Origin of the sequence: Pseudomonas sp. WHRI 8519, from assembly GCF_040224055.2 — a bacterium.
Taxonomy (GTDB): Bacteria; Pseudomonadota; Gammaproteobacteria; order Pseudomonadales; family Pseudomonadaceae; genus Aquipseudomonas; species Aquipseudomonas putida_X.
Genome location: NZ_CP167996.1, coordinates 5328729 through 5353699, shown reverse-complemented (window position 1 = coordinate 5353699; position 24971 = coordinate 5328729). Strand labels below are relative to the sequence as shown.

26 protein-coding genes and 4 tRNA genes are annotated in these 24971 nt (G+C 62.9%); 20 read left to right on the top strand and 10 right to left on the bottom strand.

All coding sequences use genetic code 11. The annotated features are described in order from the left end of the window. The first annotated feature begins 106 nt into the window (after positions 1-106). The 6 genes from murJ (at position 107) to ispH (ending at position 7442) form a co-directional block, all read left to right on the top strand. A complete protein-coding gene (murJ, locus tag ABRP30_RS24505; RefSeq protein WP_349976624.1) occupies positions 107-1645 on the top strand; it encodes a murein biosynthesis integral membrane protein MurJ in 1539 nt (512 codons plus the stop codon). A gap of 118 nt (positions 1646-1763) precedes the next feature. Further along, entirely contained in the window at positions 1764-2714 is a 951-nt protein-coding gene (ribF, locus tag ABRP30_RS24500) for a bifunctional riboflavin kinase/FAD synthetase (RefSeq protein WP_349976623.1), read from the top strand. Then, positions 2711-5542 (top strand): isoleucine--tRNA ligase, encoded by a 2832-nt coding sequence (gene ileS / locus ABRP30_RS24495; RefSeq protein ID WP_267818925.1) that lies wholly within the window; start codon positions 2711-2713, stop codon positions 5540-5542. Before ribF ends, ileS begins: the two co-directional genes overlap by 4 nt. Beyond that, on the top strand, positions 5535-6050 hold the full coding sequence (lspA, locus tag ABRP30_RS24490; RefSeq protein ID WP_241807161.1) for a signal peptidase II: 516 nt from the start codon (positions 5535-5537) through the stop codon (positions 6048-6050). The genes ileS and lspA overlap by 8 nt, the downstream gene beginning before the upstream one ends. After that, entirely contained in the window at positions 6043-6480 is a 438-nt protein-coding gene (gene fkpB, locus ABRP30_RS24485; RefSeq protein ID WP_103445784.1) for an FKBP-type peptidyl-prolyl cis-trans isomerase, read from the top strand. Before lspA ends, fkpB begins: the two co-directional genes overlap by 8 nt. Before the next feature lie 14 nt (positions 6481-6494). Further along, positions 6495-7442, top strand: a complete 948-nt coding sequence (gene ispH / locus ABRP30_RS24480; protein ID WP_241807162.1) for a 4-hydroxy-3-methylbut-2-enyl diphosphate reductase — start codon at positions 6495-6497, stop codon at positions 7440-7442. Here the strand turns inward: ispH and ABRP30_RS24475 are convergent, their stop codons facing one another. Next, positions 7443-7934 carry a GspH/FimT family pseudopilin gene (locus tag ABRP30_RS24475; RefSeq protein ID WP_349976622.1) on the bottom strand — a complete coding sequence of 164 codons (492 nt, stop codon included), beginning with the start codon at positions 7932-7934 and terminating at the stop codon, positions 7443-7445. It abuts the gene before it with no gap. A 109-nt stretch (positions 7935-8043) separates the two neighbouring features. Here ABRP30_RS24475 and ABRP30_RS24470 point away from each other — a divergent pair, with 109 nt between their 5' ends. Genes ABRP30_RS24470 through thiO form a run of 5 tightly spaced genes read left to right on the top strand, consistent with a single transcriptional unit; the run spans position 8044 to position 10909 of the window. Further along, a complete protein-coding gene (locus ABRP30_RS24470; RefSeq protein ID WP_349976621.1) occupies positions 8044-8253 on the top strand; it encodes a prepilin-type N-terminal cleavage/methylation domain-containing protein in 210 nt (69 codons plus the stop codon). Beyond that, on the top strand, positions 8250-8897 hold the full coding sequence (locus ABRP30_RS24465) for a prepilin-type N-terminal cleavage/methylation domain-containing protein (RefSeq protein ID WP_349976620.1): 648 nt from the start codon (positions 8250-8252) through the stop codon (positions 8895-8897). The genes ABRP30_RS24470 and ABRP30_RS24465 overlap by 4 nt, the downstream gene beginning before the upstream one ends. Next, positions 8894-9367 (top strand): hypothetical protein, encoded by a 474-nt coding sequence (locus tag ABRP30_RS24460; protein WP_267818909.1) that lies wholly within the window; start codon positions 8894-8896, stop codon positions 9365-9367. Before ABRP30_RS24465 ends, ABRP30_RS24460 begins: the two co-directional genes overlap by 4 nt. A gap of 1 nt (position 9368) precedes the next feature. After that, the gene (locus tag ABRP30_RS24455) at positions 9369-9758 is read left to right on the top strand and encodes a type IV pilin protein (RefSeq protein WP_349976619.1); all 390 of its coding nucleotides are present in this window, start codon (positions 9369-9371) and stop codon (positions 9756-9758) included. 53 nt (positions 9759-9811) lie between these two features. Then, complete coding sequence (thiO, locus tag ABRP30_RS24450; RefSeq protein ID WP_267818905.1) at positions 9812-10909, top strand: glycine oxidase ThiO; 1098 nt, start codon at positions 9812-9814, stop codon at positions 10907-10909. A 99-nt stretch (positions 10910-11008) separates the two neighbouring features. On the opposite strand, the gene ABRP30_RS24445 is transcribed toward thiO, so the two are convergent. Then, complete coding sequence (locus ABRP30_RS24445; RefSeq protein ID WP_241807169.1) at positions 11009-11239, bottom strand: PP0621 family protein; 231 nt, start codon at positions 11237-11239, stop codon at positions 11009-11011. Between the two features lie 93 nt (positions 11240-11332). Continuing rightward, complete coding sequence (locus ABRP30_RS24440) at positions 11333-12352, bottom strand: outer membrane protein assembly factor BamD (RefSeq protein WP_349976618.1); 1020 nt, start codon at positions 12350-12352, stop codon at positions 11333-11335. A 147-nt stretch (positions 12353-12499) separates the two neighbouring features. On the opposite strand from ABRP30_RS24440, the gene rluD reads away from it, so the two are divergent. The 6 genes from rluD (at position 12500) to ABRP30_RS24410 (ending at position 17582) form a co-directional block, all read left to right on the top strand. Beyond that, positions 12500-13462 (top strand): 23S rRNA pseudouridine(1911/1915/1917) synthase RluD, encoded by a 963-nt coding sequence (gene rluD, locus ABRP30_RS24435; protein ID WP_241807170.1) that lies wholly within the window; start codon positions 12500-12502, stop codon positions 13460-13462. After that, the gene (pgeF, locus tag ABRP30_RS24430; protein WP_267818901.1) at positions 13459-14199 is read left to right on the top strand and encodes a peptidoglycan editing factor PgeF; all 741 of its coding nucleotides are present in this window, start codon (positions 13459-13461) and stop codon (positions 14197-14199) included. The genes rluD and pgeF overlap by 4 nt, the downstream gene beginning before the upstream one ends. Positions 14200-14356: 157 nt before the next feature. Continuing rightward, the gene (gene clpB, locus ABRP30_RS24425) at positions 14357-16921 is read left to right on the top strand and encodes an ATP-dependent chaperone ClpB (RefSeq protein WP_241807172.1); all 2565 of its coding nucleotides are present in this window, start codon (positions 14357-14359) and stop codon (positions 16919-16921) included. A gap of 422 nt (positions 16922-17343) precedes the next feature. Beyond that, a tRNA-Asn gene (locus tag ABRP30_RS24420) sits at positions 17344-17419 on the top strand. Positions 17420-17423: 4 nt separating this feature from the next. Further along, positions 17424-17500: transfer RNA gene (locus ABRP30_RS24415), tRNA-Pro, on the top strand. A 6-nt stretch (positions 17501-17506) separates the two neighbouring features. Next, a tRNA-Lys gene (locus ABRP30_RS24410) sits at positions 17507-17582 on the top strand. Between the two features lie 490 nt (positions 17583-18072). Here ABRP30_RS24410 and ABRP30_RS24405 read toward each other — a convergent pair. The 3 genes from ABRP30_RS24405 to ABRP30_RS24395 form a co-directional block, all read right to left on the bottom strand. Beyond that, a complete protein-coding gene (locus ABRP30_RS24405) occupies positions 18073-19368 on the bottom strand; it encodes an NAD(P)/FAD-dependent oxidoreductase (protein WP_267818897.1) in 1296 nt (431 codons plus the stop codon). Positions 19369-19452: 84 nt separating this feature from the next. Continuing rightward, positions 19453-19626 carry a DUF3094 family protein gene (locus ABRP30_RS24400; protein WP_267818895.1) on the bottom strand — a complete coding sequence of 58 codons (174 nt, stop codon included), beginning with the start codon at positions 19624-19626 and terminating at the stop codon, positions 19453-19455. Positions 19627-19758: 132 nt separating this feature from the next. Continuing rightward, a complete protein-coding gene (locus tag ABRP30_RS24395) occupies positions 19759-20388 on the bottom strand; it encodes a DUF1780 domain-containing protein (RefSeq protein WP_012316343.1) in 630 nt (209 codons plus the stop codon). Positions 20389-20422: 34 nt separating this feature from the next. Between ABRP30_RS24395 and ABRP30_RS24390 the strand changes: the two genes are divergently transcribed. Further along, positions 20423-21169 (top strand): energy-coupling factor ABC transporter permease, encoded by a 747-nt coding sequence (locus ABRP30_RS24390; protein ID WP_349976617.1) that lies wholly within the window; start codon positions 20423-20425, stop codon positions 21167-21169. Positions 21170-21205: 36 nt separating this feature from the next. Here ABRP30_RS24390 and yacG read toward each other — a convergent pair whose 3' ends face one another. The 4 genes from yacG to ABRP30_RS24370 are packed head-to-tail and all read right to left on the bottom strand — an operon-like array spanning position 21206 to position 24103. Then, positions 21206-21406, bottom strand: coding sequence for a DNA gyrase inhibitor YacG (gene yacG, locus ABRP30_RS24385; RefSeq protein ID WP_241807175.1), 201 nt, complete (start codon positions 21404-21406; stop codon positions 21206-21208). Next, positions 21403-22026 (bottom strand): dephospho-CoA kinase, encoded by a 624-nt coding sequence (gene coaE, locus ABRP30_RS24380; protein ID WP_349976616.1) that lies wholly within the window; start codon positions 22024-22026, stop codon positions 21403-21405. The genes yacG and coaE overlap by 4 nt, the downstream gene beginning before the upstream one ends. Next, complete coding sequence (locus tag ABRP30_RS24375) at positions 22026-22892, bottom strand: A24 family peptidase (RefSeq protein WP_349976615.1); 867 nt, start codon at positions 22890-22892, stop codon at positions 22026-22028. Before ABRP30_RS24375 ends, coaE begins: the two co-directional genes overlap by 1 nt. A 2-nt stretch (positions 22893-22894) precedes the next feature. After that, on the bottom strand, positions 22895-24103 hold the full coding sequence (locus ABRP30_RS24370; RefSeq protein WP_349976614.1) for a type II secretion system F family protein: 1209 nt from the start codon (positions 24101-24103) through the stop codon (positions 22895-22897). Between the two features lie 214 nt (positions 24104-24317). Between ABRP30_RS24370 and ABRP30_RS24365 the strand changes: the two genes are divergently transcribed. Both ABRP30_RS24365 and ABRP30_RS24360 read left to right on the top strand, forming a co-directional pair. Continuing rightward, positions 24318-24728, top strand: a complete 411-nt coding sequence (locus ABRP30_RS24365; RefSeq protein ID WP_349976613.1) for a pilin — start codon at positions 24318-24320, stop codon at positions 24726-24728. A gap of 70 nt (positions 24729-24798) precedes the next feature. Next, positions 24799-24874 (top strand) — tRNA-Thr (locus tag ABRP30_RS24360). Positions 24875-24971: the final 97 nt, after the last annotated feature.

Below are 24971 nucleotides of genomic sequence, written 5' to 3'. Positions count from 1 at the left end.
CGACCTGTAAACTCGGGAATTTTTGGCTCCCCTGCGAAGGCGCGGGAGTATCGCACATTCGGACGCTGTCTGGCAGCGTCCTCTGCCCTTGGCGTGAATCTTTTCGATGAACCTGCTCAAATCCCTGGCTGCAGTCAGCTCCATCACCATGATTTCCCGGGTGCTGGGGTTCGTGCGTGACACCATCCTGGCCCGTGTCTTCGGCGCCGGCATCGCTACCGACGCCTTTTTCATCGCCTTCAAGCTGCCCAACCTGCTGCGGCGGATTTTTGCCGAGGGGGCCTTTTCCCAGGCGTTCGTACCAATCCTTGCCGAATACAAGACCCAGCAGGGCGAGGAGGCGACGCGCACTTTCATCGCCTATGTCAGCGGCCTGCTGACGCTGGTCCTGGCCCTGGTGACGGTGATTGGCGTGCTAGCGGCACCCTGGGTGGTCTGGGCTACCGCCCCCGGGTTTGTGGACAATGCCGAGAAATACCAGCTGACCACCGACCTGCTGCGGGTGACCTTTCCTTATATATTGCTGATCTCACTGTCGTCACTGGTCGGCGCGATCCTCAATACCTGGAACCGTTTCTCGGTCCCGGCCTTCACGCCGACCCTGCTCAACGTGGCGATGATCATCTTCGCCCTGCTGCTCACGCCGTATTTCGACCCGCCCATCATGGCGCTGGCCTGGGGCGTGCTGGCCGGTGGCCTGGCGCAGTTGCTGTACCAGCTGCCGGCACTCAAGAAAATCGGCATGCTCGTGCTGCCGCGCCTGAACCTGCGTGACACAGGCGTGTGGCGTGTGCTCAAACAGATGCTGCCGGCCATCCTCGGTGTTTCGGTCAGCCAGATTTCGTTGATCATCAACACCATCTTCGCCTCTTTCCTGGTGGCCGGATCGGTGTCCTGGATGTACTACGCCGACCGCCTCATGGAGCTGCCCTCGGGCGTACTTGGCGTGGCCCTTGGCACCATTTTGCTGCCGACCCTGGCCAAGACCTACGCCAACAAGGATCGCGAGGAGTATTCGCGGATTCTCGACTGGGGCCTGCGCCTGTGCTTCCTGCTCGTGCTCCCCTGCACGCTGGCCCTGGCGATACTCGCCGAGCCGCTGACCGTTGCCTTGTTCCAGTACGGCAAGTTCAGCGCCTACGACGCGGCGATGACCCAGCGGGCATTGATCGCCTATTCGGTAGGCCTGCTGGCGATCATTCTGGTCAAGGTGCTGGCACCGGGCTTCTATGCGCAGCAGAATATTCGTACACCCGTGCGGATCGCGATCTTCACCCTCATCTGCACCCAACTGTTCAACCTGGCCCTGGTCGGCCCGCTGCAGCACGCCGGCCTGGCTTTGGCGATCAGCTTGGGTGCCTGCCTGAATGCGGGCCTGCTGTTCTGGAAGCTGCGCAGCCAGCAGCTGTTCCAACCGCAGCCGGGCTGGACGCTGTTCCTGCTCAAGCTGGTGCTGGCGGTGGCGCTGATGGTGGCCGTACTGCTGGTGGGCATGCATTACCTGCCTGCGTGGGAGCAAGGCAACATGTTCGAGCGTTTCGTCCGCCTTGGGGCACTGATCACGGCCGGCATCGTGACCTATTTCGGTTGCCTTTACCTCTGCGGCTTCAGGCCCCGGCATTTCGCCCGTAAGGCCCTGCACTGAGCTACAAGGCGGGTCAGGCGTCGGTTTTTCGTTTTCCACGCCGCACCCAGGCGCTGCTGCCTGTCACCAGCGCCCGGGTGTGGTTATAATCGGCCACTTTATGAGCAAGAAGCGCGTTATGCAGCTGGTTCGAGGTCTTCACAACCTGCGCCCCGAGCACCGGGGCTGTGTCGCCACCATTGGCAACTTCGACGGGGTTCACCGCGGCCACCAGGCGATCCTGGCGCGTCTGCGCGAGCGTGGCCAAGTGCTTGGCCTGCCTACGTGCGTGGTGATCTTCGAGCCGCAGCCGCGCGAGTACTTCGCTGCGGACACCGCGCCGGCTCGCCTGGCGCGCCTGCGCGACAAAATCGAGCTGTTGGCTGGCGAAGGTATCGACAGGGTCTTGTGCCTGGCGTTCAACCAGCGCCTGAGCCAACTCAGCGCCGACGAATTCGTCAAGGCGATCCTGGTCGACGGCCTGGGCGTGCGCCACCTAGAAGTGGGCGACGACTTCCGCTTTGGCTGCGACCGCGCGGGCGATTTCACCTTCCTGGTCGAAGCCGGCAAGCAGTACGGCTTCACCGTCGAGGCCGCCAACACGGTGATCCAGGACGGCTTGCGGGTCAGCAGCACCGAGGTGCGCCAGGCGTTGTCCGAAGGCAATTTCGAGCTCGCCGAGCACTTGCTGGGCCGCCCTTACAGCATTACCGGGCGCGTATTGCACGGCCAGAAGCTGGCCCGCCAGCTCGGCACGCCCACCGCCAACATCCAGCTCAAGCGGCGTCGTGTGCCGTTGTCCGGGGTCTACCTGGCCAGCATCGAAATCGACGGCAAGGCCTGGCCCGGGGTTGGCAATATCGGGGTGCGCCCCACCGTGGCCGGTGACGGCCGCCCGCACCTTGAAATTCATCTACTGGATTATGCCGGCGATCTGTATGGCCGGCGCCTGACGGTGGAATTCCACCACAAGCTGCGTGAAGAGCAGCGATTCGCCTCCCTGGAGGCGCTGAAGTCGGCGATCGATGCGGATATCGCCGCCGCACGTGCACATTGGCACGCTCAACCGCTAACGAAGAGCCTGAAATGACCGACTACAAAGCCACGCTAAACCTTCCGGACACCGCCTTCCCCATGAAGGCCGGCCTGCCTCAGCGCGAACCGCAGATCCTGCAGCGCTGGGACAGCATTGGCCTGTACCAGAAGCTGCGCGAAATTGGCAAGGATCGTCCGAAGTTCGTCCTGCACGACGGCCCGCCCTATGCCAACGGCAAGATTCACATCGGTCATGCGCTGAACAAGATTCTCAAGGACATGATCGTCCGCTCCAAGACCCTCTCGGGCTTCGACGCGCCTTACGTGCCGGGTTGGGACTGCCACGGCCTGCCGATCGAACACAAGGTCGAAGTCACCCACGGCAAGCACCTGACCGCCGACCGCACCCGTGAGCTGTGCCGCGAATACGCTGCCGAACAGATCGAAGGGCAGAAGACCGAGTTCATCCGCCTGGGTGTACTGGGCGACTGGGACAACCCGTACAAGACCATGAACTTCGCCAACGAGGCCGGTGAAATCCGTGCCTTGGCCGAAATGGTCAAGCAGGGCTTCGTTTTCAAGGGCCTCAAGCCAGTGAACTGGTGCTTCGATTGCGGCTCCGCGCTCGCAGAAGCCGAGGTCGAATACGCCGACAAGAAGTCGCAAACCATCGATGTGGCCTTCCCGGTCGCCGACGCCGACAAACTGGCTGCCGCCTTCGGCCTGCCGGCCTTGGCCAAGCCCGCTGCCATCGTGATCTGGACCACCACCCCGTGGACCATCCCCGCCAACCAGGCGCTGAACATCCACCCGGAGTTCAAGTACGCGCTGGTCGATACCGGCGAGCGTCTGCTGGTGCTGGCCGAAGAGCTGGTCGAGTCGTGCCTCAAGCGCTACGACCTGGAAGGCTCGGTCATCGCCACCGCCCAAGGCTCGGCCCTGGAGCTGGTCAACTTCCGCCACCCCTTCTACGACCGTCTGTCGCCGATATACCTGGCCGACTATGTCGAGCTGGGAGCAGGTACCGGTGTGGTCCACTCCGCGCCAGCCTACGGTGAAGACGACTTTGTCACCTGCAAGCGCTACGGCATGGTCAACGACGACATCCTCACGCCGGTGCAGAGCAACGGTGTGTACGTCGAGTCGCTGGAATTCTTTGGCGGCCAGTTCATCTGGAAGGCCAACCCGGCCATCGTCGAGAAGCTGAGCGAAGTCGGTGCGCTGATGCATACCGAAACCATCAGCCACAGCTACATGCACTGCTGGCGCCACAAGACCCCGCTGATCTACCGCGCCACCGCGCAGTGGTTCGTGGGCATGGACAAGCAGCCCAACACCGGCGAGCCGCTGCGTGAGCGCGCGCTCAAAGCCATCGAAGACACCCAGTTCGTCCCGGCCTGGGGCCAGGCGCGCCTGCACTCGATGATCGCCAACCGCCCGGACTGGTGCATCTCGCGTCAGCGCAACTGGGGTGTGCCGATCCCGTTCTTCCTGCACAAGCAGACCGGTGAACTGCACCCGCGCACCGTCGAACTGATGGAAGCGGTGGCCAAGCGTGTCGAGCAGGAAGGTATCGAGGCCTGGTTCAAGCTGGACGCTGCCGAACTGCTCGGTGATGAAGCCGGCCAGTACGACAAGATCACCGACACCCTGGACGTGTGGTTCGACTCTGGCACCACCCACTGGCACGTATTGCGCGGCTCGCATGACATCGGCCACGCCACCGGCCCGCGTGCGGACCTGTACCTGGAAGGCTCCGACCAGCACCGTGGCTGGTTCCATTCCTCGTTGCTGACCGGTTGCGCCATCGACAACCACGCGCCGTATCGCGAACTGCTGACCCACGGCTTCACCGTGGACGAAAGCGGTCGCAAGATGTCCAAGTCGCTGGGCAACACCATCGAGCCGGAAAAAGTCAACAACACCCTGGGTGCCGACATCCTGCGCCTGTGGGTCTCGGCTACCGACTATTCGGGTGAGATGGCCGTTTCCGAGCAGATCCTGCAGCGCAGCGCCGACGCCTACCGCCGTATCCGCAACACCGCACGCTTCCTGCTTTCCAACCTGTCCGGTTTCGACCCGGCCCGCGATCTGCTGGCCCCGGAAGATATGCTGGCCCTGGACCGCTGGGCAGTGGACCGTACCCTGCTGCTGCAGCGCGAGCTGGAAGAGCACTACAGCGAGTACCGCTTCTGGAATGTCTACTCGAAGATCCACAACTTCTGCGTGCAGGAGCTGGGCGGCTTCTACCTCGACATCATCAAGGACAGGCAGTACACCACCGGCGCCAACAGTGTTGCACGTCGCTCCTGCCAGACCGCGCTGTACCACATCAGCGAAGCGCTGGTGCGCTGGATCGCGCCGATCCTGGCCTTCACCGCCGATGAAATCTGGCAGTACCTGCCGGGCGAGCGCAACGAGTCGGTCATGCTCAACGGCTGGTACCAGGGCCTGGCCGAGCTGCCCGAAGGCACCGAGCTGGATCGCGCTTACTGGGACCGCGTGATGGCGGTCAAGGCTGCGGTCAACAAGGAGCTGGAAAACCAGCGCGCCGCCAAGGTCATCGGTGGCAACCTGCAGGCCGAAGTCACCTTGTTCGCCGAAGAAGGCCTTAGCGCCGACCTGGGCAAGCTGGGCGATGAGCTGCGCTTCGTTCTCATCACCTCCGCTGCCAGCGTGGTGCCGTTCGCGCAGGCGCCGGCCGATGCCGTGGCCACCGAAGTCGAAGGCCTCAAGCTGAAAGTGGTCAAGTCTGGCCACACCAAGTGCGGCCGCTGCTGGCACTTCCGCGCCGACGTCGGCAGCCATCCGGAGCACCCGGAAATCTGCAGCCGTTGCGTCGACAACCTGAGCGGTTCCGGTGAGGTGCGCCACTATGCCTAACCCTGCAGTGGGGCGCTTCGGGCGCCTTGCATGGCTCTGGCTCAGCCTGCTGGTCCTGGTCGTTGACCAGGCCACCAAGCTGTATTTCAACAACGCCCTGAGCATGTACCAGCAGATCGTGGTCATTCCTGACTACTTCAGCTGGACCCTTGCCTACAACACCGGCGCGGCGTTCAGCTTCCTGGCCGACAGCTCTGGCTGGCAGCGCTGGCTGTTCGCCCTGATCGCCGTGGTGGTCAGCGCCGTGCTGGTGGTCTGGCTCAAGCGCCTGGGGCGCAACGAGACCTGGCTGGCCGTGGCGCTGGCACTGGTGCTCGGTGGCGCGCTGGGCAACCTGTACGACCGCATCGTGCTGGGCCATGTGGTGGATTTCATCCTGGTGCACTGGAAGAACGTTCATCACTTCCCGGCCTTCAATGTGGCCGACAGTGCCATCACCGTTGGTGCGGTGATGCTGGCGCTGGATATGTTCAAGAGCAAGAAGTCTGAGGATCCGGTCCATGACTGACACCCGTATCGGCCAGAACACCGAAGTTACCCTGCACTTCGCGCTGCACCTGGAAAACGGCGATACCGTCGACAGCACGTTCGACAAGGCCCCAGCCACCTTCAAGGTCGGCGACGGCAACCTGCTGCCGGGCTTCGAGTCCGCACTGTTCGGCTTCAAGGCCGGTGACAAGCGCACGGTCGTGGTTGCCCCGGAGAATGCCTTCGGCCAGCCTAACCCGCAGAACGTACAGGTCATGCCACGGTCCCAGTTCGAGGGCATGGAATTGTCCGAAGGGCTGCTGATCATTTTCAACGATGCCGCCAACACCGAATTGCCCGGTGTGGTCAAAGCGTTCGATGACAACCAGGTGACCATCGACTTCAATCACCCACTGGCAGGCAAGACCCTTACCTTCGAGGTGGAGATCCTCGAGGTGAAGGCCCTGTAAGCCTGGAGCCGAGCATGCAAATCAAACTCGCCAACCCTCGCGGTTTCTGCGCAGGGGTCGACCGGGCGATCGAGATCGTCAACCGTGCGCTGGAAGTCTTCGGCCCACCGATCTACGTGCGCCATGAAGTGGTGCACAACAAGTTCGTGGTGGAAGACCTGCGCAGCCGTGGCGCCATCTTCGTCGAGGAACTGGATCAGGTACCGGACGACGTCATCGTCATTTTCAGTGCCCATGGTGTTTCCCAGGCCGTGCGCCAGGAAGCCGCCGGTCGCGGCCTGAAAGTGTTCGATGCCACCTGCCCGCTGGTGACCAAGGTGCATATCGAGGTCGCCAAGTACAGCCGTGACGGTCGCGAGTGCATCCTGATCGGCCATGAAGGGCACCCGGAAGTCGAAGGCACCATGGGGCAATACGACGCCAGCAACGGCGGCGCCATCTACCTGGTCGAAGACGAGGACGATGTGGCCCAACTGCAAGTGCGCGACCCGGACAACCTGGCGTTTGTCACCCAGACCACGCTGTCTATGGACGATACCAGCCGTGTCATCGATGCCCTGCGTACGCGCTTCCCGAACATCGGCGGCCCGCGCAAGGACGACATCTGCTACGCCACCCAGAACCGCCAGGACGCCGTCAAGCAACTGGCCGGTGAGTGTGACGTGGTGCTGGTGGTGGGCAGCCCCAACAGTTCCAACTCCAACCGCCTGCGTGAGTTGGCCGAGCGCATGGGTACCCCGGCCTACCTCATCGATGGTGCCGAGGACATGCAACGCGGCTGGTTCGACCAGGCGGCACGGATCGGTATAACTGCCGGCGCTTCGGCCCCGGAAGTGCTGGTGCGGGGCGTGATCGACCAGCTCAAGGCCTGGGGTGCCACGGGTGCTGAAGAGCTCGATGGGCGCCCCGAGAACATCACGTTCTCCATGCCCAAAGAGCTACGGGTGCGTTCACTTATCTGATCAGCGGCCTGCGCACAGGGAATCTTCCGGTTCTCCCGTGCGCAGGCTGACCCTACCGCTGGTCGCCAGCACAACATGATGCCGGCTGGTTGCAGACGAACCCTCACAGACCTCAAGCCGCCCCCCAGACAAGTTGTTGTTCTTTCCCAGCGGCACACCCAGTGCGCTGAACCTTATCTGGCTCCCAGTATTGGCCTTCACCCGCTGGGGCCGAGCCGGTCGGTACTCGCGCAGCAACTGCTGGTTATGCTCCAGCAGTACGCGCCAACCTTTGCCCCAATCATCATCCAAAGGCTGGACCACCACCGCCTGGCTCTGCAGGGCCGCGTGGCCGCGTGCGCTACGCAGCGTCTGGGCCAAGTTGCGGGCCACTGCTGCGCTGTGCAGCTCATCGCTCAATTTCGCGTAGGCCGGCACGCCAAGCTGGGTCAGCAGCGCGGCCATAGCCAGCCCGAACATCATTTGTATCAGTGTTACGCCCTGTTGCTTCACCGTGCATTCCTCCCTGGAAGTGCTTGGCTGTAGCTTCAGGCTCGGTAGGCAAGAGGTCCAGTCGAGCAGGTGCAAGGCAATTGCGGGAAATATCGCAGGAGGTGCAGGGATGCACACGAATCAACGGGGCATGACGCTTCTGGAGGTACTGTTGGCCGTAGCGGTCGTGGCACTGGGCATGTTCGCCGCTGCAGGGTTGCAGCTTCAGGCATTGCAGGCCACTGACAGCGCGCGCCGCGACATGCTGGATGCGTTGGGCGCGCATACATCGCTTGAACGGGGCCGAGCCGCGGGCACGCTGAAGGTGCCGAGGCAATGAGGCGTAAGCACGGTGGCTTCGGCCTGGTCGAAACGATGCTTGCGCTGGCCATCGGCCTGATGCTGCTGACTGCAGCCAGCCACCTTTTCATCTCGGCCCACCAGGGCTGGCGCCTTCAATCTGCGGCGCTGCGCATGCAGGCGGACGCCCGTCTGGCATTGCTGCGCATGGCTCAGGATATCCGTATGGCGGGCATGTTCGGTTGTTTGCGCCTGAGGCCTGAGGACTTCAAGGACCCATCTGCGCGGGATGCTTTTGCGCGGCCTGTGCTGGTTGGCCCGGCAAGCCTGAGCCTGGTAGTGGCAGAACTGCCAGGGCACCCCGGGGTCCCGGACTGGACCTTGCTCACCGATTGCGTCAAGAGCGCCGAGGTGCAGAAGGGGCGTGCGAACAGCGCGAGCTTGCCGTTGGCCTTTCCTATCAGCCGGCACCACTACCAACTCTACGACGGCACGCTGAGGTTCGTGCGGCGCAACAACCCTCAGCCATTGGTCGACCACGTGCGTGAACTGCACATTGAGTCTGCCGAAACCGCCGAGGGGCAGCGGGTGGATGTGCAACTGACATTGTTCGATCCTGATCTGGGCATCGAACAGCGTTACGGCATGAGTGTGGCGGTCCGCAATCCGGTTGCCCGGCCATGAAGCGCCAGCGTGGCATGGTCCTGCTGCTGGCGCTGGTGTTCAGCCTTTTGCTTGGCCTGCTGACGGCTTCGGCGTTGCGCGATGCCTTGGTGGAAGCGCGCATGGTCGGCTACCTGCGCGAGGGTTTGCAGGCACTCGATCAGGCCGAAGCCACGCTGCTGGTCGCAGAGGCCGAACTGCAGCGCGCGCCCCCTGGGTTGTGCCAGGCGTGCCTGCCACCCCCGCGCGCGCATGACTTGCCGGGGCAATGGCAAGCCAGCCAGAGCGGTTACTTCCAACTGCAGAACCTTGGCCAGACAACCCTGGCCGCGCATCGGCCGGGGGATGAGCCCGTCACGCTTTACCGAGTGACCGCAGTCAGCCGGCAACTCGCGGCCAGGCAAGTGCTGGAGGCGGTGTATGCCGTGCCAGCGGCTCAAACACAGGCGCCGCAGCGGATTCTGTGGCGGCAGAGACTGAAGGGAGACTGACATGCAGCAAGGCCTGAGCCTGATCGAACTGTTGATTGTCGTGGCTGTCACCGGCATTCTGGCAGCCATTGCCTACCCCAGTTACAGCGACCAGCTCAGGCGAGCCGCACGCAGCGAAGTGGTTGGCCTGCTGCATGACGCTGCCCTGCGCCTGGAACACCACCGTGTACGCACCGGCCAGTACGCCGAGGGCGAACCGGTATTGCCCGTTGGCAACCGCCATTACAGCCTGCATACCGAACGTGGCAGCGATACCTTCACGCTGCGTGCACGGCGGCTGCCGCATGGTTTGATGGCCGATGATCGCTGCGGTGATTTTCAGCTCGACCAGGCAGGTGTACAGAGCAATCCGGGTGGCACCGTGGCCATTGCGCGCTGCTGGGGAAGCTGAAGATTGAATGATGCCCGTGCATCGCGGTTTTACTTCAGGTGTTGGATCGACAGATGAACAAGCAAGTAGTGGTGGTCGGCGGCGGGGTGATCGGCCTGCTGACGGCGTTCAACCTGGCTGCGAAGGTCGGCCAGGTAGTGGTATGTGATCAGGCCGAGGTCGGGCGTGAATCGTCTTGGGCGGGCGGCGGCATCGTCTCGCCGCTTTACCCTTGGCGCTACAGCCAGGCAGTCACCGCGCTGGCGCACTGGTCGCAGGACTTTTATCCACAGCTGGGGGAACACCTGTTCTCCAGCACCGGTATCGACCCGCAAGTCCACACCACCGGCTTGTACTGGCTCGACCTGGACGACGAGGCCGAGGCGCTGGCCTGGGCGGCGCGCGAGCAGCGGCCGCTCAGCCCTGTGGATATCTCGGCGGCCTACGACGCGGTCCCCGTACTGGGCCCAGGCTTCAAGCGCGCCATCTACATGGCAGGCGTGGCCAACGTACGCAACCCCCGGTTGGTCAAGGCGCTAAAGGCGGCGCTGCTGGCACTGCCCAACGTGACCTTGCGCGAGCACTGCCAGATCACCGGCTTTGTTCGCGACGGTGAGCGCGTGACTGGCGTGCAGACGGCAGACGGCGTGCTGCAGGCCGATGATGTCGTGCTCAGCGCGGGCGCCTGGAGCGGCGACCTGCTGCGCACGCTGGGGCTTGAACTGCCGGTGGAGCCGGTGAAGGGCCAGATGATCCTGTTCAAGTGCGCTGCGGACTTCTTGCCGAGCATGGTGCTGGCCAAGGGGCGCTATGCGATCCCGCGCCGTGACGGGCACATTCTGGTGGGCAGCACGCTGGAGCATGCCGGGTACGACAAGACCCCGACCGAGGAGGCACTGGCGAGCCTCAAGGCTTCGGCGGTGGAACTGTTGCCGGAGCTTGCCGATGCCACGGTGGTGGCGCACTGGGCCGGGCTGCGGCCGGGGTCGCCTGAAGGTATTCCGTATATCGGCCAGGTGCCGGGGCATGACGGGTTGTGGTTGAACTGCGGGCATTACCGCAATGGGTTGGTGCTGGCGCCGGCATCGTGCCAGTTGTTCACTGATTTGCTGACGGGGGGCGAGCCTATCATTGACCCGTCGCCTTATGCCCCGGCCGGGCGTTTGGGCTGATATCGCCTGGGCCGCTGGGCGGCCCAATCGCCGGCAAGCCGACCCCACAGGTTGTGCACCTGTTTTGAATGCTACGTAGTGCCTGTGGGCGGTACTGGCTCAGTTTTGCTGGCTTGGCCCCTGCTGAAGGTGCGCCTGGCTGCAATACCACTGGCTGCCTTGCTGCAGCGCCCGGTCATTGGGCAGGTGTACGCCGCAGTGGGCGCAGCGCACCATCTTCAGCGGGTCGTCGAGTTTCGGCTCGGACGGCGACTGCTGGCTGATCTTGAATTTGCGCCACAGCCAGAACGCGGCGGCGATCAGGGCGATCCAGAAAAGTAGGCGAACCATGGTGTCCAGCTTGTCTATTGATTGAGGCGATAGTCTAGGGCGCGGCCAATAAAAAAGGGAGACCTCAGTCTCCCTTTCTCGTACCCCGTTGGATCAGTCGAACAGACCAAAGGTCATGTAGCTGAACCAGGAACGGTCTTTCTCGGCTTCCTTTGGCCCTTCCGGCAGGATCGGGTCGCCGTTTTCATCTTTGGGCAGCAGGTCCTGCGGCATCTCGGAGCGAGCATCCTGGAACTGGCGGACCACGTCCTGGTTGGCGCGGGTTTCACCCGGTGGCAGCGGGGCGTCGGTCTCGATCAGGCCCAAGGTGGCCTTGGACAGCCAGCCGCGGCCGTCAGACTCGGTCTGCTTGGGCTGGAACTCGCCATCGACCAGGCTCGGGTGGTCAGGGTAGTTGAGCTTGAGGGTTTCCAGGCTGGTGGCGGCCAGTTCGTTCAGGTGCATCTTCTGGTACGCCTCGACCATCACGGCCAGGCCGTCGCCGACCGATGGGGTTTCCTGGAAGTTTTCCACCACGTAGCGGCCACGGTTGGCGGCTGCCACGTAAGCCTGGCGGCTCAGGTAGTAGTCGGCCACATGGATTTCATAAGACGCCAGCAGGTTGCGCAGGTAGATCATGCGCTGCTTGGCGTCCGGGGCGTAGCGGCTGTTGGGGAAGCGGCTGGTCAGCTGGGCGAACTCGTTGTACGAGTCGCGGGCGGCACCCGGGTCACGCTTGGTCATGTCCAGCGGCAGGAAGCGCGCCACCAGGCCGCGGTCCTGGTCGAACGAGGTCAGGCCTTTGAGGTAGTAGGCGTAGTCGACGTTCGGGTGCTGCGGGTGCAGGCGGATGAAGCGCTCGGCAGCCGACTTGGCAGCCTCGGGCTCTGAGTTCTTGTAGTTGGCGTAGATCAGCTCGAGCTGCGCCTGGTCGGCGTAACGGCCGAACGGGTAGCGCGATTCCAGGGCCTTGAGCTTGTTCACGGCGCTGTTGTAGCTGGAGTTGTCCAGATCAGCCTGGGCCTGCTGATACAGCTCGGCCTCGCTGAGGTTCTCGTCAATGACCTCTTTATTAGAGGAACAGGCCGCGGTAAGCCCGAGGATGGCGATCAGCAGCAGGTGTTTCACTTGCATAGCGGCTTGCGTCCCTTTGACGGCCGCTGTCTTGGGCGGTGCCGTCCTGTTATGATGAGCGCCCCGGCCAACCCCGGGACAAAAGAAGCCGTATTTAACCACAAGCTCGCAGCCGAAACCAAAGGCTGTGCGCCCGCCGAATCGAGCATGTCCGAGATCATTCAACTTAGCGCAGAGGTACCGTCCGAACTGGGCGGTCAACGCCTCGACCAGGTCGCCGCCCAATTGTTCGCCGAGTACTCGCGTTCGCGGCTTACTTCGTGGATCAAAGAGGGCCGCCTGACGGTCGATGGCGCCGTCGTGCGCCCTCGAGACACCGTCCATGGTGGCTCTGTGCTTGCACTTGAGGCCGAGCAAGAGGCCCAGGGCGAGTGGATCGCCGAAGACATCGAGCTGGACATCGTCTACGAAGACGACCAGATCATGGTGATCAACAAGCCGGCCGGGCTGGTCGTGCACCCGGCTGCCGGGCACGCCAGTGGCACATTGCTCAACGCCTTGCTGCACCATGTGCCGGATATCGTCAACGTACCGCGCGCTGGCATTGTCCATCGCCTGGACAAAGACACCACCGGCCTGATGGTCGTGGCCAAGACCTTGCAGGCGCAGACCAAGCTGGTCGAGCAGCTGCAAAGCCGTACGGTCAGCCGGATCTACGAGTGCATCGTGATCGGCGTGGTGACTGCCGGCGGCAAGATCAACGCCCCGATCGGCCGTCACGGTGGCGCACGCCAGCGCATGGCGGTGACCGAAGGCGGCAAGCCGGCGGTCAGCCACTACCGTGTGCTCAAGCGCTTCCGTTCGCACACCCACGTGCGGGTCAAGCTGGAAACCGGCCGTACTCACCAGATCCGTGTGCACATGGCCCATGTTGGTTTCCCGCTGGTCGGTGACCAGACCTACGGCGGCCGCTTCCGCATCCCGCCGGCAGCCAGCCCGACCATGGTCGAGGCGGTCAAGACCTTCCCGCGCCAGGCCCTGCACGCACGCTTCCTGGCGCTGGACCACCCCACTACCGGTGAGCGCATGGAGTGGGCGTCGGAGCTGCCGGATGATTTCGTCTGGTTGCTGTCGCTGCTGAACCAGGACCGCGAGGCGTTTATCGGATGAGTGGCCTGGCGCAGGCGCTGCTGTTCCCCGACTGGCCCGCACCGGCCACGGTTCGCGCCTGTGTCACGACCCGCCAGGGCGGCGTCAGCTTGCCGCCCTACGCATCTTTCAACCTCGGTGATCACGTGGGCGACGACCCCCTTGCGGTCGCCGAGAACCGCCGCCGCCTGAGCGACGAATTCGTCATTCAGCCCGCCTGGCTCAAGCAGGTGCACGGACTGGCCGTGGCGGATGCCGACCCCTCGGTGGTCGCCGAAGCCGACGCCAGCTGGACCGACCAGCCAGGCATTGCCTGCACCGTAATGACCGCCGACTGCCTGCCCGTGCTGTTCTGCGACCGCGCAGGCACCCGTGTGGCTGCCGCGCATGCCGGCTGGCGCGGGCTGGCCGGTGGCGTGCTGGAAGCCACGCTGGAGCGCCTGGCATTGCCGCCTGAAGAGGTGCTGGTGTGGTTGGGGCCTGCCATCGGCCCGCAAGCATTCGAAGTGGGCCTGGAGGTACGGGATGCCTTCACCGCCGTGCACCCAGAGGCTGCCAAGGCTTTTGTCGAGGGTGAGCGGCCGGGCAAGCTGATGGCCGACATCTATGCACTGGCGCGCATTCGCCTGGCGGCGCGCGGCGTTACTGCCGTCTATGGTGGTGGCCTGTGCACCGTCAGTGATGCACGGTTCTTCTCTTATCGCCGTACCCCGCAGGGCGGGCGATTCGCTTCGCTGGTCTGGCTGGCCCCGCACTGATTGGCTGGCACCGTTAATCCATAAGGCTGACTTTAGTCAACCCCGCTACGCTTGAATCTTCCAGAATCACCCTTATCTATAAGGTCATCTCAGGCAGGTTTCTTCATCAAAGGCGCTGTCCATCGCTCCGACCTGCCCTTATCAGGAAGGTATCCCCATGCGAATAGACCGTTTGACCAGCAAGCTTCAATTAGCGATATCCGATGCCCAGTCCCTGGCCGTTGGCATGGACCACCCTGCCATCGAGCCCCTGCACCTGTTGCAGGCGTTGATCGAGCAGCAAGGTGGTTCGATCAAGCCACTGCTGATGCAGGTTGGCTTCGACATCAACAACCTTCGCCAGACACTGGTAAAAGAACTCGACCAGCTGCCGAAAATCCAGAACCCCACCGGCGATGTGAACATGTCGCAGGACCTGGCGCGCCTGCTCAACCAGGCCGACCGCCTGGCCCAGCAGAAGGGTGACCAGTTCATTTCCAGCGAGCTGGTGCTGCTCGCCGCCATGGATGAGAACAGCAAGCTCGGCAAGCTGCTGCTCAGCCAGGGTGTGAGCAAGAAGGCCCTGGAAAACGCCATCAACAACCTGCGCGGCGGCGCGGCGGTGAATGACGCCAACGCCGAAGAATCGCGCCAGGCGCTGGACAAGTACACCGTCGACCTGACCAAGCGTGCCGAGGAGGGCAAGCTGGACCCGGTCATTGGCCGTGACGACGAGATCCGCCGCACCGTGCAGGTGCTGCAGCGCCGTACCAAGAACAACCCCGTGCTGATCGGCGAGCCCGGCGTGGGCAAGACTGCCATCGCCGAAGGCCTGGCCCAGCGCATCATCAACGGTGAAGTGCCCGACGGCCTGAAGGGCAAACGCCTGCTGGCGCTGGACATGGGCGCGCTGATCGCCGGTGCCAAGTACCGCGGTGAGTTCGAGGAGCGCCTCAAGTCATTGCTCAACGAGCTGTCCAAGCAGGAAGGCCAGATCATCCTGTTCATCGACGAGCTGCACACCATGGTCGGCGCCGGTAAAGGCGAAGGCGCCATGGACGCAGGCAACATGCTCAAGCCGGCGCTGGCGCGTGGCGAACTGCATTGCGTTGGTGCCACCACGCTCAACGAATACCGCCAGTTCATCGAGAAGGACGCAGCCCTTGAGCGACGCTTCCAGAAGGTACTGGTGGAAGAACCGAGCGAGGAAGACACCATCGCCATTCTGCGTGGCCTCAAAGAGCGCTATGAAGTGCACCACAAGGTGGCCATCACCGACGGCGCGATCATTGCTGCGGCCAAGCTCAGCCACCGCTACATCACCGACCGCCAGCTGCCGGACAAGGCCATCGACCTGATCGACGAAGCGGCCAGCCGTATCCGTATGGAGATCGACTCCAAGCCGGAAGTGCTCGACCGCCTCGACCGTCGCCTGATCCAGCTGAAGGTGGAGTCCCAGGCGCTGAAGAAAGAAGAAGACGAAGCCGCCAAAAAACGCCTGGAGAAGCTGACCGAGGAAATCGAGCGCCTGGAGCGTGAGTATTCCGACCTGGAAGAAATCTGGGCGTCGGAGAAGGCAGAAGTGCAGGGCTCGGCGCAGATTCAGCAAAAGATCGAGCAAGCCCGCCAGGAACTGGAAGCGGCCCGTCGCAAAGGCGACCTGAACCGCATGGCCGAACTGCAGTACGGGGTGATCCCGGACCTGGAGCGCAGCCTGCAGATGGTCGACCAGCATGGCAAGACCGAAAACCAGCTGCTGCGTAACAAGGTGACCGAGGAAGAAATTGCCGAAGTGGTGTCCAAATGGACCGGCATCCCGGTGGCCAAGATGCTCGAAGGCGAGCGTGAAAAACTGCTGAAAATGGAAGACCTGCTGCACCAGCGCGTGATCGGCCAGAACGAGGCGGTGACCGCCGTGGCCAACGCCGTGCGCCGCTCGCGTGCCGGGCTCTCCGACCCGAACCGGCCAAGTGGTTCGTTCATGTTCCTCGGCCCGACCGGTGTGGGCAAGACCGAGCTGTGCAAGGCCCTGGCCGAATTCCTCTTCGACACCGAAGAGGCCATGGTGCGGATCGACATGTCCGAGTTCATGGAGAAACATTCCGTGGCTCGCCTGATCGGCGCCCCACCAGGCTACGTAGGTTATGAAGAGGGCGGTTACCTGACCGAAGCGGTACGGCGCAAGCCCTATTCGGTGGTGCTGCTGGATGAAGTGGAGAAGGCTCACCCGGATGTGTTCAACGTGCTGCTGCAGGTGCTCGAGGATGGCCGCCTGACCGACAGCCATGGCCGTACGGTGGACTTCCGCAACACGGTGATCGTGATGACCTCCAACCTGGGCTCGGCGCAGATCCAGGAGCTGGCCGGTGACCGCGAAGCGCAGCGTGCAGCAGTGATGGATGCGGTGGGTGCGCACTTCCGTCCGGAGTTCGTCAACCGGATCGACGAAGTGGTGGTGTTCGAGCCGTTGGGCCGCGAGCAGATCGCCGGTATCACCGAGATCCAGCTTGGCCGCCTGCGCAGCCGCCTGAGCGAGCGCGAACTGGCCCTGAGCCTGAGCCCGGAGGCGTTGGACAAGCTGATCGCGGTAGGGTACGACCCGGTGTATGGCGCGCGGCCGCTGAAGCGAGCGATCCAGCGCTGGATCGAGAACCCGCTGGCGCAAATGATCCTGGCCGGCAAATTCATGCCGGGTTCGGCGATCACTGCCAAGGTGGAAGGCGAAGAAATCGTCTTTGCCTGATCCTTTCGCCGCAAAAACCAGCCCCGCACCTGCGGGGCTTTTTTATAGCTGCAGCCTTTGCCCAGCCATCGGGGAGCCCTGTGCAAGCCAGCCTGCCGGCCAGGATGCCCGGCCAAACCCCGCAAAACCGGGGCCTCGCCAGTTTTTTTCATAACTTGCTGAAATTTTTGAAAAAAGTGCTTGCACAGAAATAAGAGTGCCCCTAATATACGCCGCGTTGTCAGGCACTAAGCGAATCACCAGCAACACCGGTGACCGCAAAACAACTTAGAAATCAGTAAGTTGAATGAAAAAAAGTGGTTGACAAGCAAAACGAAGAATGTAGAATAGCCGGCCTCAGCAGCGACAACGCGAAAGCGGATAGCCAAAGAGATCGAAGCTAACACAGACTTCGAAGCTGTAAAGATGTACCGAAGTTCAGTTCCGCGATAGCTCAGTCGGTAGAGCAAATGACTGTTAATCATTGGGTCCCTGGTTCGAGTCCAGGTCGCGGAGCCAATCTCGGGGTGTAGCGCAGTCCGGTAGCGCGCCTGCTTTGGGAGCAGGATGTCAGGAGTTCGAATCCCCTCACCCCGACCATTTTCAGGGTCGTTAGCTCAGTTGGTAGAGCAGTTGGCTTTTAACCAATTGGTCGTAGGTTCGAATCCTACACGACCCACCATGTAAAAAGGGCATCTCGACTGAGATGCCCTTTTTCTTTTGCCTCGGTTTTATCCAGCGCAAAAAAATGCACCGCCTGGTGCACATCTCCCGCATTCATTCGTCATGAACCTCCCCAAGAAGTTGGACACCCATCCAACGTCCTTGGGCAGTCCATCCTGCGACAGCGACTGTCTTGCTCAACGTCTAAAGCTGGCGCGATCCAGGTGGGAGCCGGCTTGCCGGCGATGGTCCGCAAAGCGGACCCAGATGCTCGCGGGTCCCGTCGAGCGCGCTCGGACTATTACAGGTCCGCTATGGGGGCTGCTGCGCAGCCCATCGCCGGCAAGCCGGCTCCCACCCCGACCGCGCAGCTCTTAAGACCTGCGTTGTACCTGCTGAAGCAACTGTCTTGCTCAACGTCTAAAGGCTGGCGCAATCCCGGTGGGCGCCGGCTTGCCGGCGATGAGGCCAGTACAGACAACCTGAACCTCAAGCCTCTACCAGGCAGGTCAGTGCAGCTTCAGTCGCGGCTCAGTGCCCCGCCCAATCTTGCTACCCAGCATCATCATCGCCGTGCGGAAGAACCCGTACAGCGCCATCTGGTGCATGCGGTACAGCGACACATAGAACATCCGCGCCAGCCAGCCCTCCAGCTTCACGCTCCCCATCAGGTTGCCCATCAGGTTACCCACCGCCGAGAAGCGCGACAGCGATACCAGTGAACCGTAATCCTTGTAGCTGTACGTCGGCAGCGGCTTGTTCTCCAGGCGCGCTTTCAGGCTCTTGGCCAGCATGTCGGCCTGCTGGTGCGCCGCCTGGGCGCGTGGCGGTACATTGCGGTCGCTGCCCGGTTGTGGGCAGGCTGCACAGTCACCGAAGGCGAAGATGTCATCGTCGCGGGTGGTTTGCAGGGTAGGGCGCACCACCAGCTGGTTGATACGGTTGGTTTCCAGGCCGTCGATATCCTTGAGGAAACCCGGCGCACGAATACCGGCCGCCCATACCTTGAGGCTGGCCTGGATCACTTCGCCGCTGGCGGTCTTCAGGCCATCGGCGGTCACTTCGCTGACGGCAGCGTTGGTCATCACCGTAACGCCGAGCTTTTCCAGGGTTTTGTGCACCGGCACGCTGATGCGCTCTGGCAGCGCCGGCAGTACGCGCGGGCCCGCCTCGATCACGGTGATGTGCATGTCCTTGGGTTGGATACGGTCCAAACCATAAGCCGCCAGCTCATGCGCGGCGTGGTGCAGTTCGGCCGCCAGCTCCACACCGGTAGCACCGGCGCCGACGATCGCCACGCTGATCTTCTCACTGGCCTGATCACCGGCATGGGCACGCAGGTAGTGGTTGAGCAGTTGCTGGTGGAAACGCTCGGCCTGCTTGCGGGTATCCAGGAACAGGCAGTGCTGCGCCGCGCCCAAGGTACCGAAGTCGTTGGTGTTGCTGCCCACGGCAATGACCAAGGTGTCATAGCGCAAGGTGCGCGCAGGCACCAGCTCGCGGCCCTCTTCATCCAAGGTGGCGGCCAGTTGGATCTGCTTGCCTTCACGGTCCAGGCCGCTCATGCGCCCCAACTGGAAGTTGAAGTGGTTCCACTTGGCCTGGGCCACGTAGTTCAGTTCGTCTTCCGAGGAGTTGAGCGAGCCGGCGGCCACTTCGTGTAGCAGCGGCTTCCAGATGTGCGTGAGGTTGGCGTCGACCAGAGTGATGTCGGCCTGCTTGCGCTTGCCAAGGGTTTTACCCAGGCGGGTCGCCAGTTCCAGGCCGCCGGCGCCGCCGCCGACAATCACGATGCGATGAGTCATGGGGATATCTCATAAGGTTTACGGAATTCTTGGCCCAAAGGGCCGGCCGCAAACTGCATGAGGGGAGGGCGAGCGCGAGGCAGCTCATAGCACCAGTCCACTCAACAGGCGGCTGAGGAGGCCCAGCCCGATGGTCACGGCCACCACCAGCACAAGGAGCAGCCACGGCCGGAATGGCTTGCGCTCGACTTGGTGCTGAGGGGCTCGCAGATACTCATCGACACGACGCTGATCTTCCGGATTCAGTCGGCTGGTCATGGTGGGCCTCGTCAGGTAGACGTATGTGACTGCCCGAACGCTACAGCGTTCCGGCAAGTACTTGAGACAAATGATAAAGCTTTCTATCCCTGGCGCCGAGTGTACGCCATCGCAAAGCGTCTCGGCACTGGATCAAAGACTGATGCCCACGTCGAACACAATGCTGCGCCCCAGGTTGCCGCGCAGAAAGTCTGGGGCGTCCGGGTGGGCGAACAGCACACGGGCGAAGGTCGGACCCACCAGCGACAGCGAGCGCCAACCCTGGCGCAGGTACTCGGTGGGGGGCGGGAAGTGGGTGTTGAGATCGAGCACTTCACGCTTGAGGCTGGCGAAAGCGATGATGTCCAGCTCGCTCAGGTCCAGCCCGCGTTCGCGATAATTGTGGGCCTTTTTGCGCAAGGTGGGTGCCAGCCGCGCCAGCAGCTCGGTGGCCGCGATACGCCTGGGCCGCGCCTCGCGCCGTACCAGCTGGGCCAGTGAAAAGGCGCTGCGCCTGCGCTGCAGCTCTTCGCGCCACTCATCATTGAGCCGGCGGCCCTCATCGAGCACGAAAAACACCTCGAACGACGCATCGCGGAACAACACATCGGGCGGCTCCTGGCCGGCCGGGGTGAAATCTTCACTGCGATAGGGGATGTTCAGCCCCTGCAGCAGGCGCTGGCATACCCACCGCTCCCGCTCCCATTTGCGAGCATTGGAAAGGAAGGCATTGGCTTGTTCGGCCTGGATGGTAAGCAGGCGCAGGTAGTCTGAGTCATCCATGCTCACAGCTTAGACGCTAAACCATGACGATAAGATGCTGTTTTTGAATGGGTGTAGACTCAGGTATGTCCACAGGCTCGACAGGGGCATTCGTCAAGTGATCAGCGCGCACGTCTTGTCCAGCACCAGCCTCACGCTCGGTTGGGTAGGCTTCGTCCCCTTGCTGCTGTGGGCAGCCAGCCGCACCCGCTGGCTGGAACTGTTCGCCGACAGCCGCCGGCAGCACCTGCTGTTCGGTACGGTGTTCTGCCTGTTCGCACTATGGCTGGTCAGGCGCGACTTCGACACCGGTGTGTCGTACCACTTCATCGGCATGACCGCCGTGACCTTGTTGCTGGACTGGCCGCTGGCGGTGCTCGGCGGGTTTCTGGCCCAGCTCGGCTTGTTGGCGCTGGGGCGCCAGGACCTGGCCGCGCTTGGGGTCAACGGCCTGCTGCTGATCGGCCTGCCGGTGCTGATCACCGAAGTGTGCGCCATTCTGGTCGAGCGGGCGCAGCCGCGTAACCTTTTCGTTTATATCTTTTGCTCAGGGTTTTTTCCCGCAGCACTGACGGTGCTGGTATGCCTGCTGGCCGGGTTGGGCTTGCTGTGGCTGGACGGGCGGTTTGCCATGCCAGAGTGGCTCAGCGACTTTGTCGGTTACCTGTGGCTGATGATGTTCCCGGAGGCCTTCATCAACGGCATGGTGATCAGTGCGCTGGTGGTGTTCTGCCCGGAATGGCTGGAGACGTTCAACCGCACGCGGTACCTGCAGGCACCGTGGAAGGACGATGAGCGGTGATCACTTGCCCCGCTCGGCCCGCCCCGGTGCAGCGCCTTAGTGCCGTGGCTCCAGGTCCCCCGAATACAACTCATCCTCGGCCTCTTGCGACCCCGCGATCTTGTGCTCTTCAGCCGCCCAGGCACCCAGGTCGATCAACTTGCAACGGTCAGAACAGAACGGCCGGAACGCGTTTTTCGCGTCCCATTCCACAGGTGCGCCACAGGTAGGGCAATCGACGGTCAATGGCTGGCTCATGGCTGGCCTCCTCGTAAAGTCAGGTAAAAGTGGTGCAGATGGTCGATCTGCGCATGCAGCGCGGCAAGGTCACTGTCGTTGACCACCACATCATCGGCATGGCGCAAACGCTCTTCGCGGGCCATCTGAGCCTTGAGAATGGCCTGCACCTGCTCGGGGCTGGTGTTGTCGCGCTGCAAGGTGCGTGCAACCTGCAGCGCTTGCGGTGCATCGATCACCAGGACGCGCTGGGTTTTCTGAAACTGGCCAGACTCGATCAGCAGCGGCGACACATACACCGCATACGGCGACTCGGCCTTGGCCAGGTAGCTGAAGATCTCCTGCCCGATCAGCGGGTGCAGCAGCTGTTCAAGCCACTTGCGCTGGGCCGGGTCGGCGAATATCAGCTGGCGCAACGCTGTGCGGTCGAGCTGGCCGTCCTCCAGCAGCACGCCCGGGCCAAAGCGCTCGACGATGCTGGCCAGGGCCGGGCGGCCAGGCTCCACGACCCAGCGCGCTGCCTGATCAGCATCGACCAGGTGCACACCAAGCTCGACGAAGCGCTCGGCGGCGGCACTTTTGCCGCTGCCAATGCCGCCGGTGAGGCCGAGAATCCAGGGGGTGAACGGCGCAGTGGTCATCAGAATCCAAGCAGTTGCAGGTATGAGGCGTATATTTCATCACCCCAGAGCACGGCAATCCACCCCGCAATGGCCAGATAAGGACCAAAAGGTATCGCCGTGCCCATCGAATGGCTACGCAGGCGCAGCATGCACACCCCCACCACCGCCCCGACCAGCGACGACAACATCAAGGTCAGCGGCACTGCCTGCCAGCCGCCCCAGGCTCCGATCAGCGCCAGCAGCTTGAAATCGCCGTAACCCATGCCTTCCTTGCCGGTGACTAGCTTGAACAGCCAATACACCAGCCACAGGCTGAGATAACCGGCCACCGCGCCCCAGATGGCGTCAGGCAATGGCACCACGGTAGCGAAAACGTTGACGATCAGCCCCAGCCACAGCGTTGGCAGCACCACCACATCCGGCAGGATCTGCTTGTCGTGGTCGATAAGGCTCAGCGCCAGCAGGCTCCAGGTAAAGGCCAGCAAGGCCAGTGCTTGCAGCCCGGCACCGGAATGCCAGGCCACCGCCAGCGACAGCAAGGCGCAGGCCAGCTCCACCAGCGGGTACCGTAAGCCGATAGGCTGTTTGCACGCAGAACAGCGCCCGCGCAAGGCCAGGTAACTGAGCACCGGAATATTTTCCCAGGCACGAATCGCGTGCCCACAGTGCGGGCAACGTGAGGCGGGCAGGCACAGGTCGAAGCGCTCGTGCGCATCGCTCGGCAGCCCCAGCGCCTCCTGCGCTTCACGCTGCCATTGGCGCTCCAGCATGATCGGCAGCCTGTACGCCACCACATTGATGAAGCTGCCAACCAACAGGCCAAGCACAGCCGCCACGGTGTAGAAATACGCCGGATGTTCGGCCAGTAACGTCCATAAAGTCATGTTCAGATCAAACTACCCAACTGGAAGATCGGCAGGTACATCGCCACCACCAGGCCACCGACCAGCAGGCCCAGGATCAGCACGATGGCTGGCTCCAGCAGGCTGGTCAACTGGTCCAGCGCCTGGCTGACCTGGTCCTCGTAAAGGCTGGCGGCTTTTTCCAGCATCTGGTCCAAGGTGCCGCTCGATTCACCGATGGCCGTAAGCTGTACCAGCAGCGGCGGGAATAACGGCTCAGCCGCCATCGCCTGGTGCAGCCCTTGCCCATTGGCCATGCCCTGGCGCAGCCGCAAAACGGCCCGTTCGTGCAGCTCGCCGCCACAGGCCCTGGCCACGGTGGCCAGGCCATCCAACAGCGGAACCCCAGCGGCATACGCCGTGGCCAGGCTGCGCGCGAAACGGGCCAGCGCCGCTTGCCCCAGCAGCCGACCGAACACCGGCAGGCGCAGCACATAGCAAGCTATCCACAGGCGCGCTGGCGCATGGCGCCGATACAGCTGGCGCACACCCAACATCACCCCAAGCAGGCTTATCAACAGCAGCGGCCCATGGCGGCCCAGCCCTGTGGACAAGTCGATGACCCATTGCGTGAACGCCGGCAGCCCAGCATCAAAGCCGCTAAACAGGCTTTCAAAGCGCGGAATCACCTCCAGCAACAGCACCGCCGACACGCCCAAGCCCGTGAGCAACAGCAGCAGGGGATACAGCATCGCCTTACGCACCCGTTTGAGCAGTACCTGGCGCTGCTCCAGCATACCCGCCAGTTGCTCGAGCTGCCGGTCGAGCGTGCCGGACTGCTCACCCACCCGTACCAGGTTGCAGTACAGCCCGTCGAACCACTGCGGGTGGCGCTGCAACGCGTCCGCCAACCCCAACCCCGCCGCGACATCCTGTTGCAAACGCTCCAGCAACGCCGCCTGCCCCGCGCTGCACCCACTGCGGCCCATCACCTCAAAGGCTTGCAGCAGCGGTACACCCGCCTTCAGCAACGTAGCCAACTGCCGGCTGAAACCCGCCGGGTCGCTTTTCACCCGACGTTCAGGCCAGCGCCATGCCAGCCCGCCAGCGGGCCGTAAACTGGCAACGCGAATGCCCTGGCGCTGCAGCCCGGCCCGCACATAGGCCGGGCTGCGCCCAGCCATCTGCCCGCGCACTGCCGCGCCATTGGCATCGGTGCCCTGCCAGGCGTACAGCTGTGTTGAATGGTTCATGCAAAGGTCCTTTTCTGCCCGAGCGACAAGCCTGGAAACAGCTTGCCGTGTCCATGAAGGGGCGCGCATTGGCGATGCTCACTAGAGTAGTTCAGCGAAGGTGACGCCCCGGCAGGCAGGGGTGACAAAAGGTGTCTGTTCAGGCCTACTGCGCCGCTGCCAGCCGGGTCGAGCCTGACCCCAACGAACACGCGTATCAAAAAGGAATCCGTTCATGAAAGGGCAACGCGGTATCACCCTGATCGAACTGATGATCGTCGTCGCGATCATCGGCATCCTGGCGACCATCGCCATCCCGATGTACACCAACCACCAGTCACGCACCAAGGCGGCTGCCGGTTTGCTGGAGATCAGCGCGCTGAAGGCAGCGATGGACCTGCGCTTGAATGAAGGGAAAGATGTGGCCGATGCAGCCGCACTGGGCGGCCAGCCCGCCACCGCGCATTGCGCGATCACCGCCGCCGGCAAAGCTGCCGACGGCAGCGCGAGCATCGTCTGCACCCTGGTGGATGCACCGGCCAACGTGGTGGGCAAAGCCCTCACCCTGACGCGTTCGGCTGCCGGCTGGCGCTGCACCACCAACATCGAGGAAGACCTGGCGCCCAGTGGCTGCAAAGGGGCCTGAGGGTAGGGGAATAAGTTAGGCGAAACAGGCGTTTGCGTAACGGCTGCGGCAGTGGTACGTTGCGCTACACGCCGGTGTAGCTCAGTCGGTAGAGCAGCGCACTCGTAACGCGAAGGTCGCAGGTTCGATTCCTGTCTCCGGCACCACATCCAGCTCCACTGCATTCCGCTGAATGCTTTGGAAGCCCTCTAAACCGGCCTTATGGCCGGTTTTTCGTTTCCACGACCCTCCGTCGGTAACCAA

Coding starts and splice junctions, on each gene's coding strand:
- murJ (WP_349976624.1), top strand. CDS start 107: ATGAACCTGCTCAAATCCCTGGCTGCAGTCAGCTCCATCACCATGATT.
- ribF (WP_349976623.1), top strand. CDS start 1,764: ATGCAGCTGGTTCGAGGTCTTCACAACCTGCGCCCCGAGCACCGGGGC.
- ileS (WP_267818925.1), top strand. CDS start 2,711: ATGACCGACTACAAAGCCACGCTAAACCTTCCGGACACCGCCTTCCCC.
- lspA (WP_241807161.1), top strand. CDS start 5,535: ATGCCTAACCCTGCAGTGGGGCGCTTCGGGCGCCTTGCATGGCTCTGG.
- fkpB (WP_103445784.1), top strand. CDS start 6,043: ATGACTGACACCCGTATCGGCCAGAACACCGAAGTTACCCTGCACTTC.
- ispH (WP_241807162.1), top strand. CDS start 6,495: ATGCAAATCAAACTCGCCAACCCTCGCGGTTTCTGCGCAGGGGTCGAC.
- ABRP30_RS24470 (WP_349976621.1), top strand. CDS start 8,044: ATGCACACGAATCAACGGGGCATGACGCTTCTGGAGGTACTGTTGGCC.
- ABRP30_RS24465 (WP_349976620.1), top strand. CDS start 8,250: ATGAGGCGTAAGCACGGTGGCTTCGGCCTGGTCGAAACGATGCTTGCG.
- ABRP30_RS24460 (WP_267818909.1), top strand. CDS start 8,894: ATGAAGCGCCAGCGTGGCATGGTCCTGCTGCTGGCGCTGGTGTTCAGC.
- ABRP30_RS24455 (WP_349976619.1), top strand. CDS start 9,369: ATGCAGCAAGGCCTGAGCCTGATCGAACTGTTGATTGTCGTGGCTGTC.
- thiO (WP_267818905.1), top strand. CDS start 9,812: ATGAACAAGCAAGTAGTGGTGGTCGGCGGCGGGGTGATCGGCCTGCTG.
- ABRP30_RS24445 (WP_241807169.1), bottom strand. CDS start 11,239: ATGGTTCGCCTACTTTTCTGGATCGCCCTGATCGCCGCCGCGTTCTGG.
- ABRP30_RS24440 (WP_349976618.1), bottom strand. CDS start 12,352: ATGCAAGTGAAACACCTGCTGCTGATCGCCATCCTCGGGCTTACCGCG.
- rluD (WP_241807170.1), top strand. CDS start 12,500: ATGTCCGAGATCATTCAACTTAGCGCAGAGGTACCGTCCGAACTGGGC.
- pgeF (WP_267818901.1), top strand. CDS start 13,459: ATGAGTGGCCTGGCGCAGGCGCTGCTGTTCCCCGACTGGCCCGCACCG.
- clpB (WP_241807172.1), top strand. CDS start 14,357: ATGCGAATAGACCGTTTGACCAGCAAGCTTCAATTAGCGATATCCGAT.
- ABRP30_RS24405 (WP_267818897.1), bottom strand. CDS start 19,368: ATGACTCATCGCATCGTGATTGTCGGCGGCGGCGCCGGCGGCCTGGAA.
- ABRP30_RS24400 (WP_267818895.1), bottom strand. CDS start 19,626: ATGACCAGCCGACTGAATCCGGAAGATCAGCGTCGTGTCGATGAGTAT.
- ABRP30_RS24395 (WP_012316343.1), bottom strand. CDS start 20,388: ATGGATGACTCAGACTACCTGCGCCTGCTTACCATCCAGGCCGAACAA.
- ABRP30_RS24390 (WP_349976617.1), top strand. CDS start 20,423: ATGCTGTTTTTGAATGGGTGTAGACTCAGGTATGTCCACAGGCTCGAC.
- yacG (WP_241807175.1), bottom strand. CDS start 21,406: ATGAGCCAGCCATTGACCGTCGATTGCCCTACCTGTGGCGCACCTGTG.
- coaE (WP_349976616.1), bottom strand. CDS start 22,026: ATGACCACTGCGCCGTTCACCCCCTGGATTCTCGGCCTCACCGGCGGC.
- ABRP30_RS24375 (WP_349976615.1), bottom strand. CDS start 22,892: ATGACTTTATGGACGTTACTGGCCGAACATCCGGCGTATTTCTACACC.
- ABRP30_RS24370 (WP_349976614.1), bottom strand. CDS start 24,103: ATGAACCATTCAACACAGCTGTACGCCTGGCAGGGCACCGATGCCAAT.
- ABRP30_RS24365 (WP_349976613.1), top strand. CDS start 24,318: ATGAAAGGGCAACGCGGTATCACCCTGATCGAACTGATGATCGTCGTC.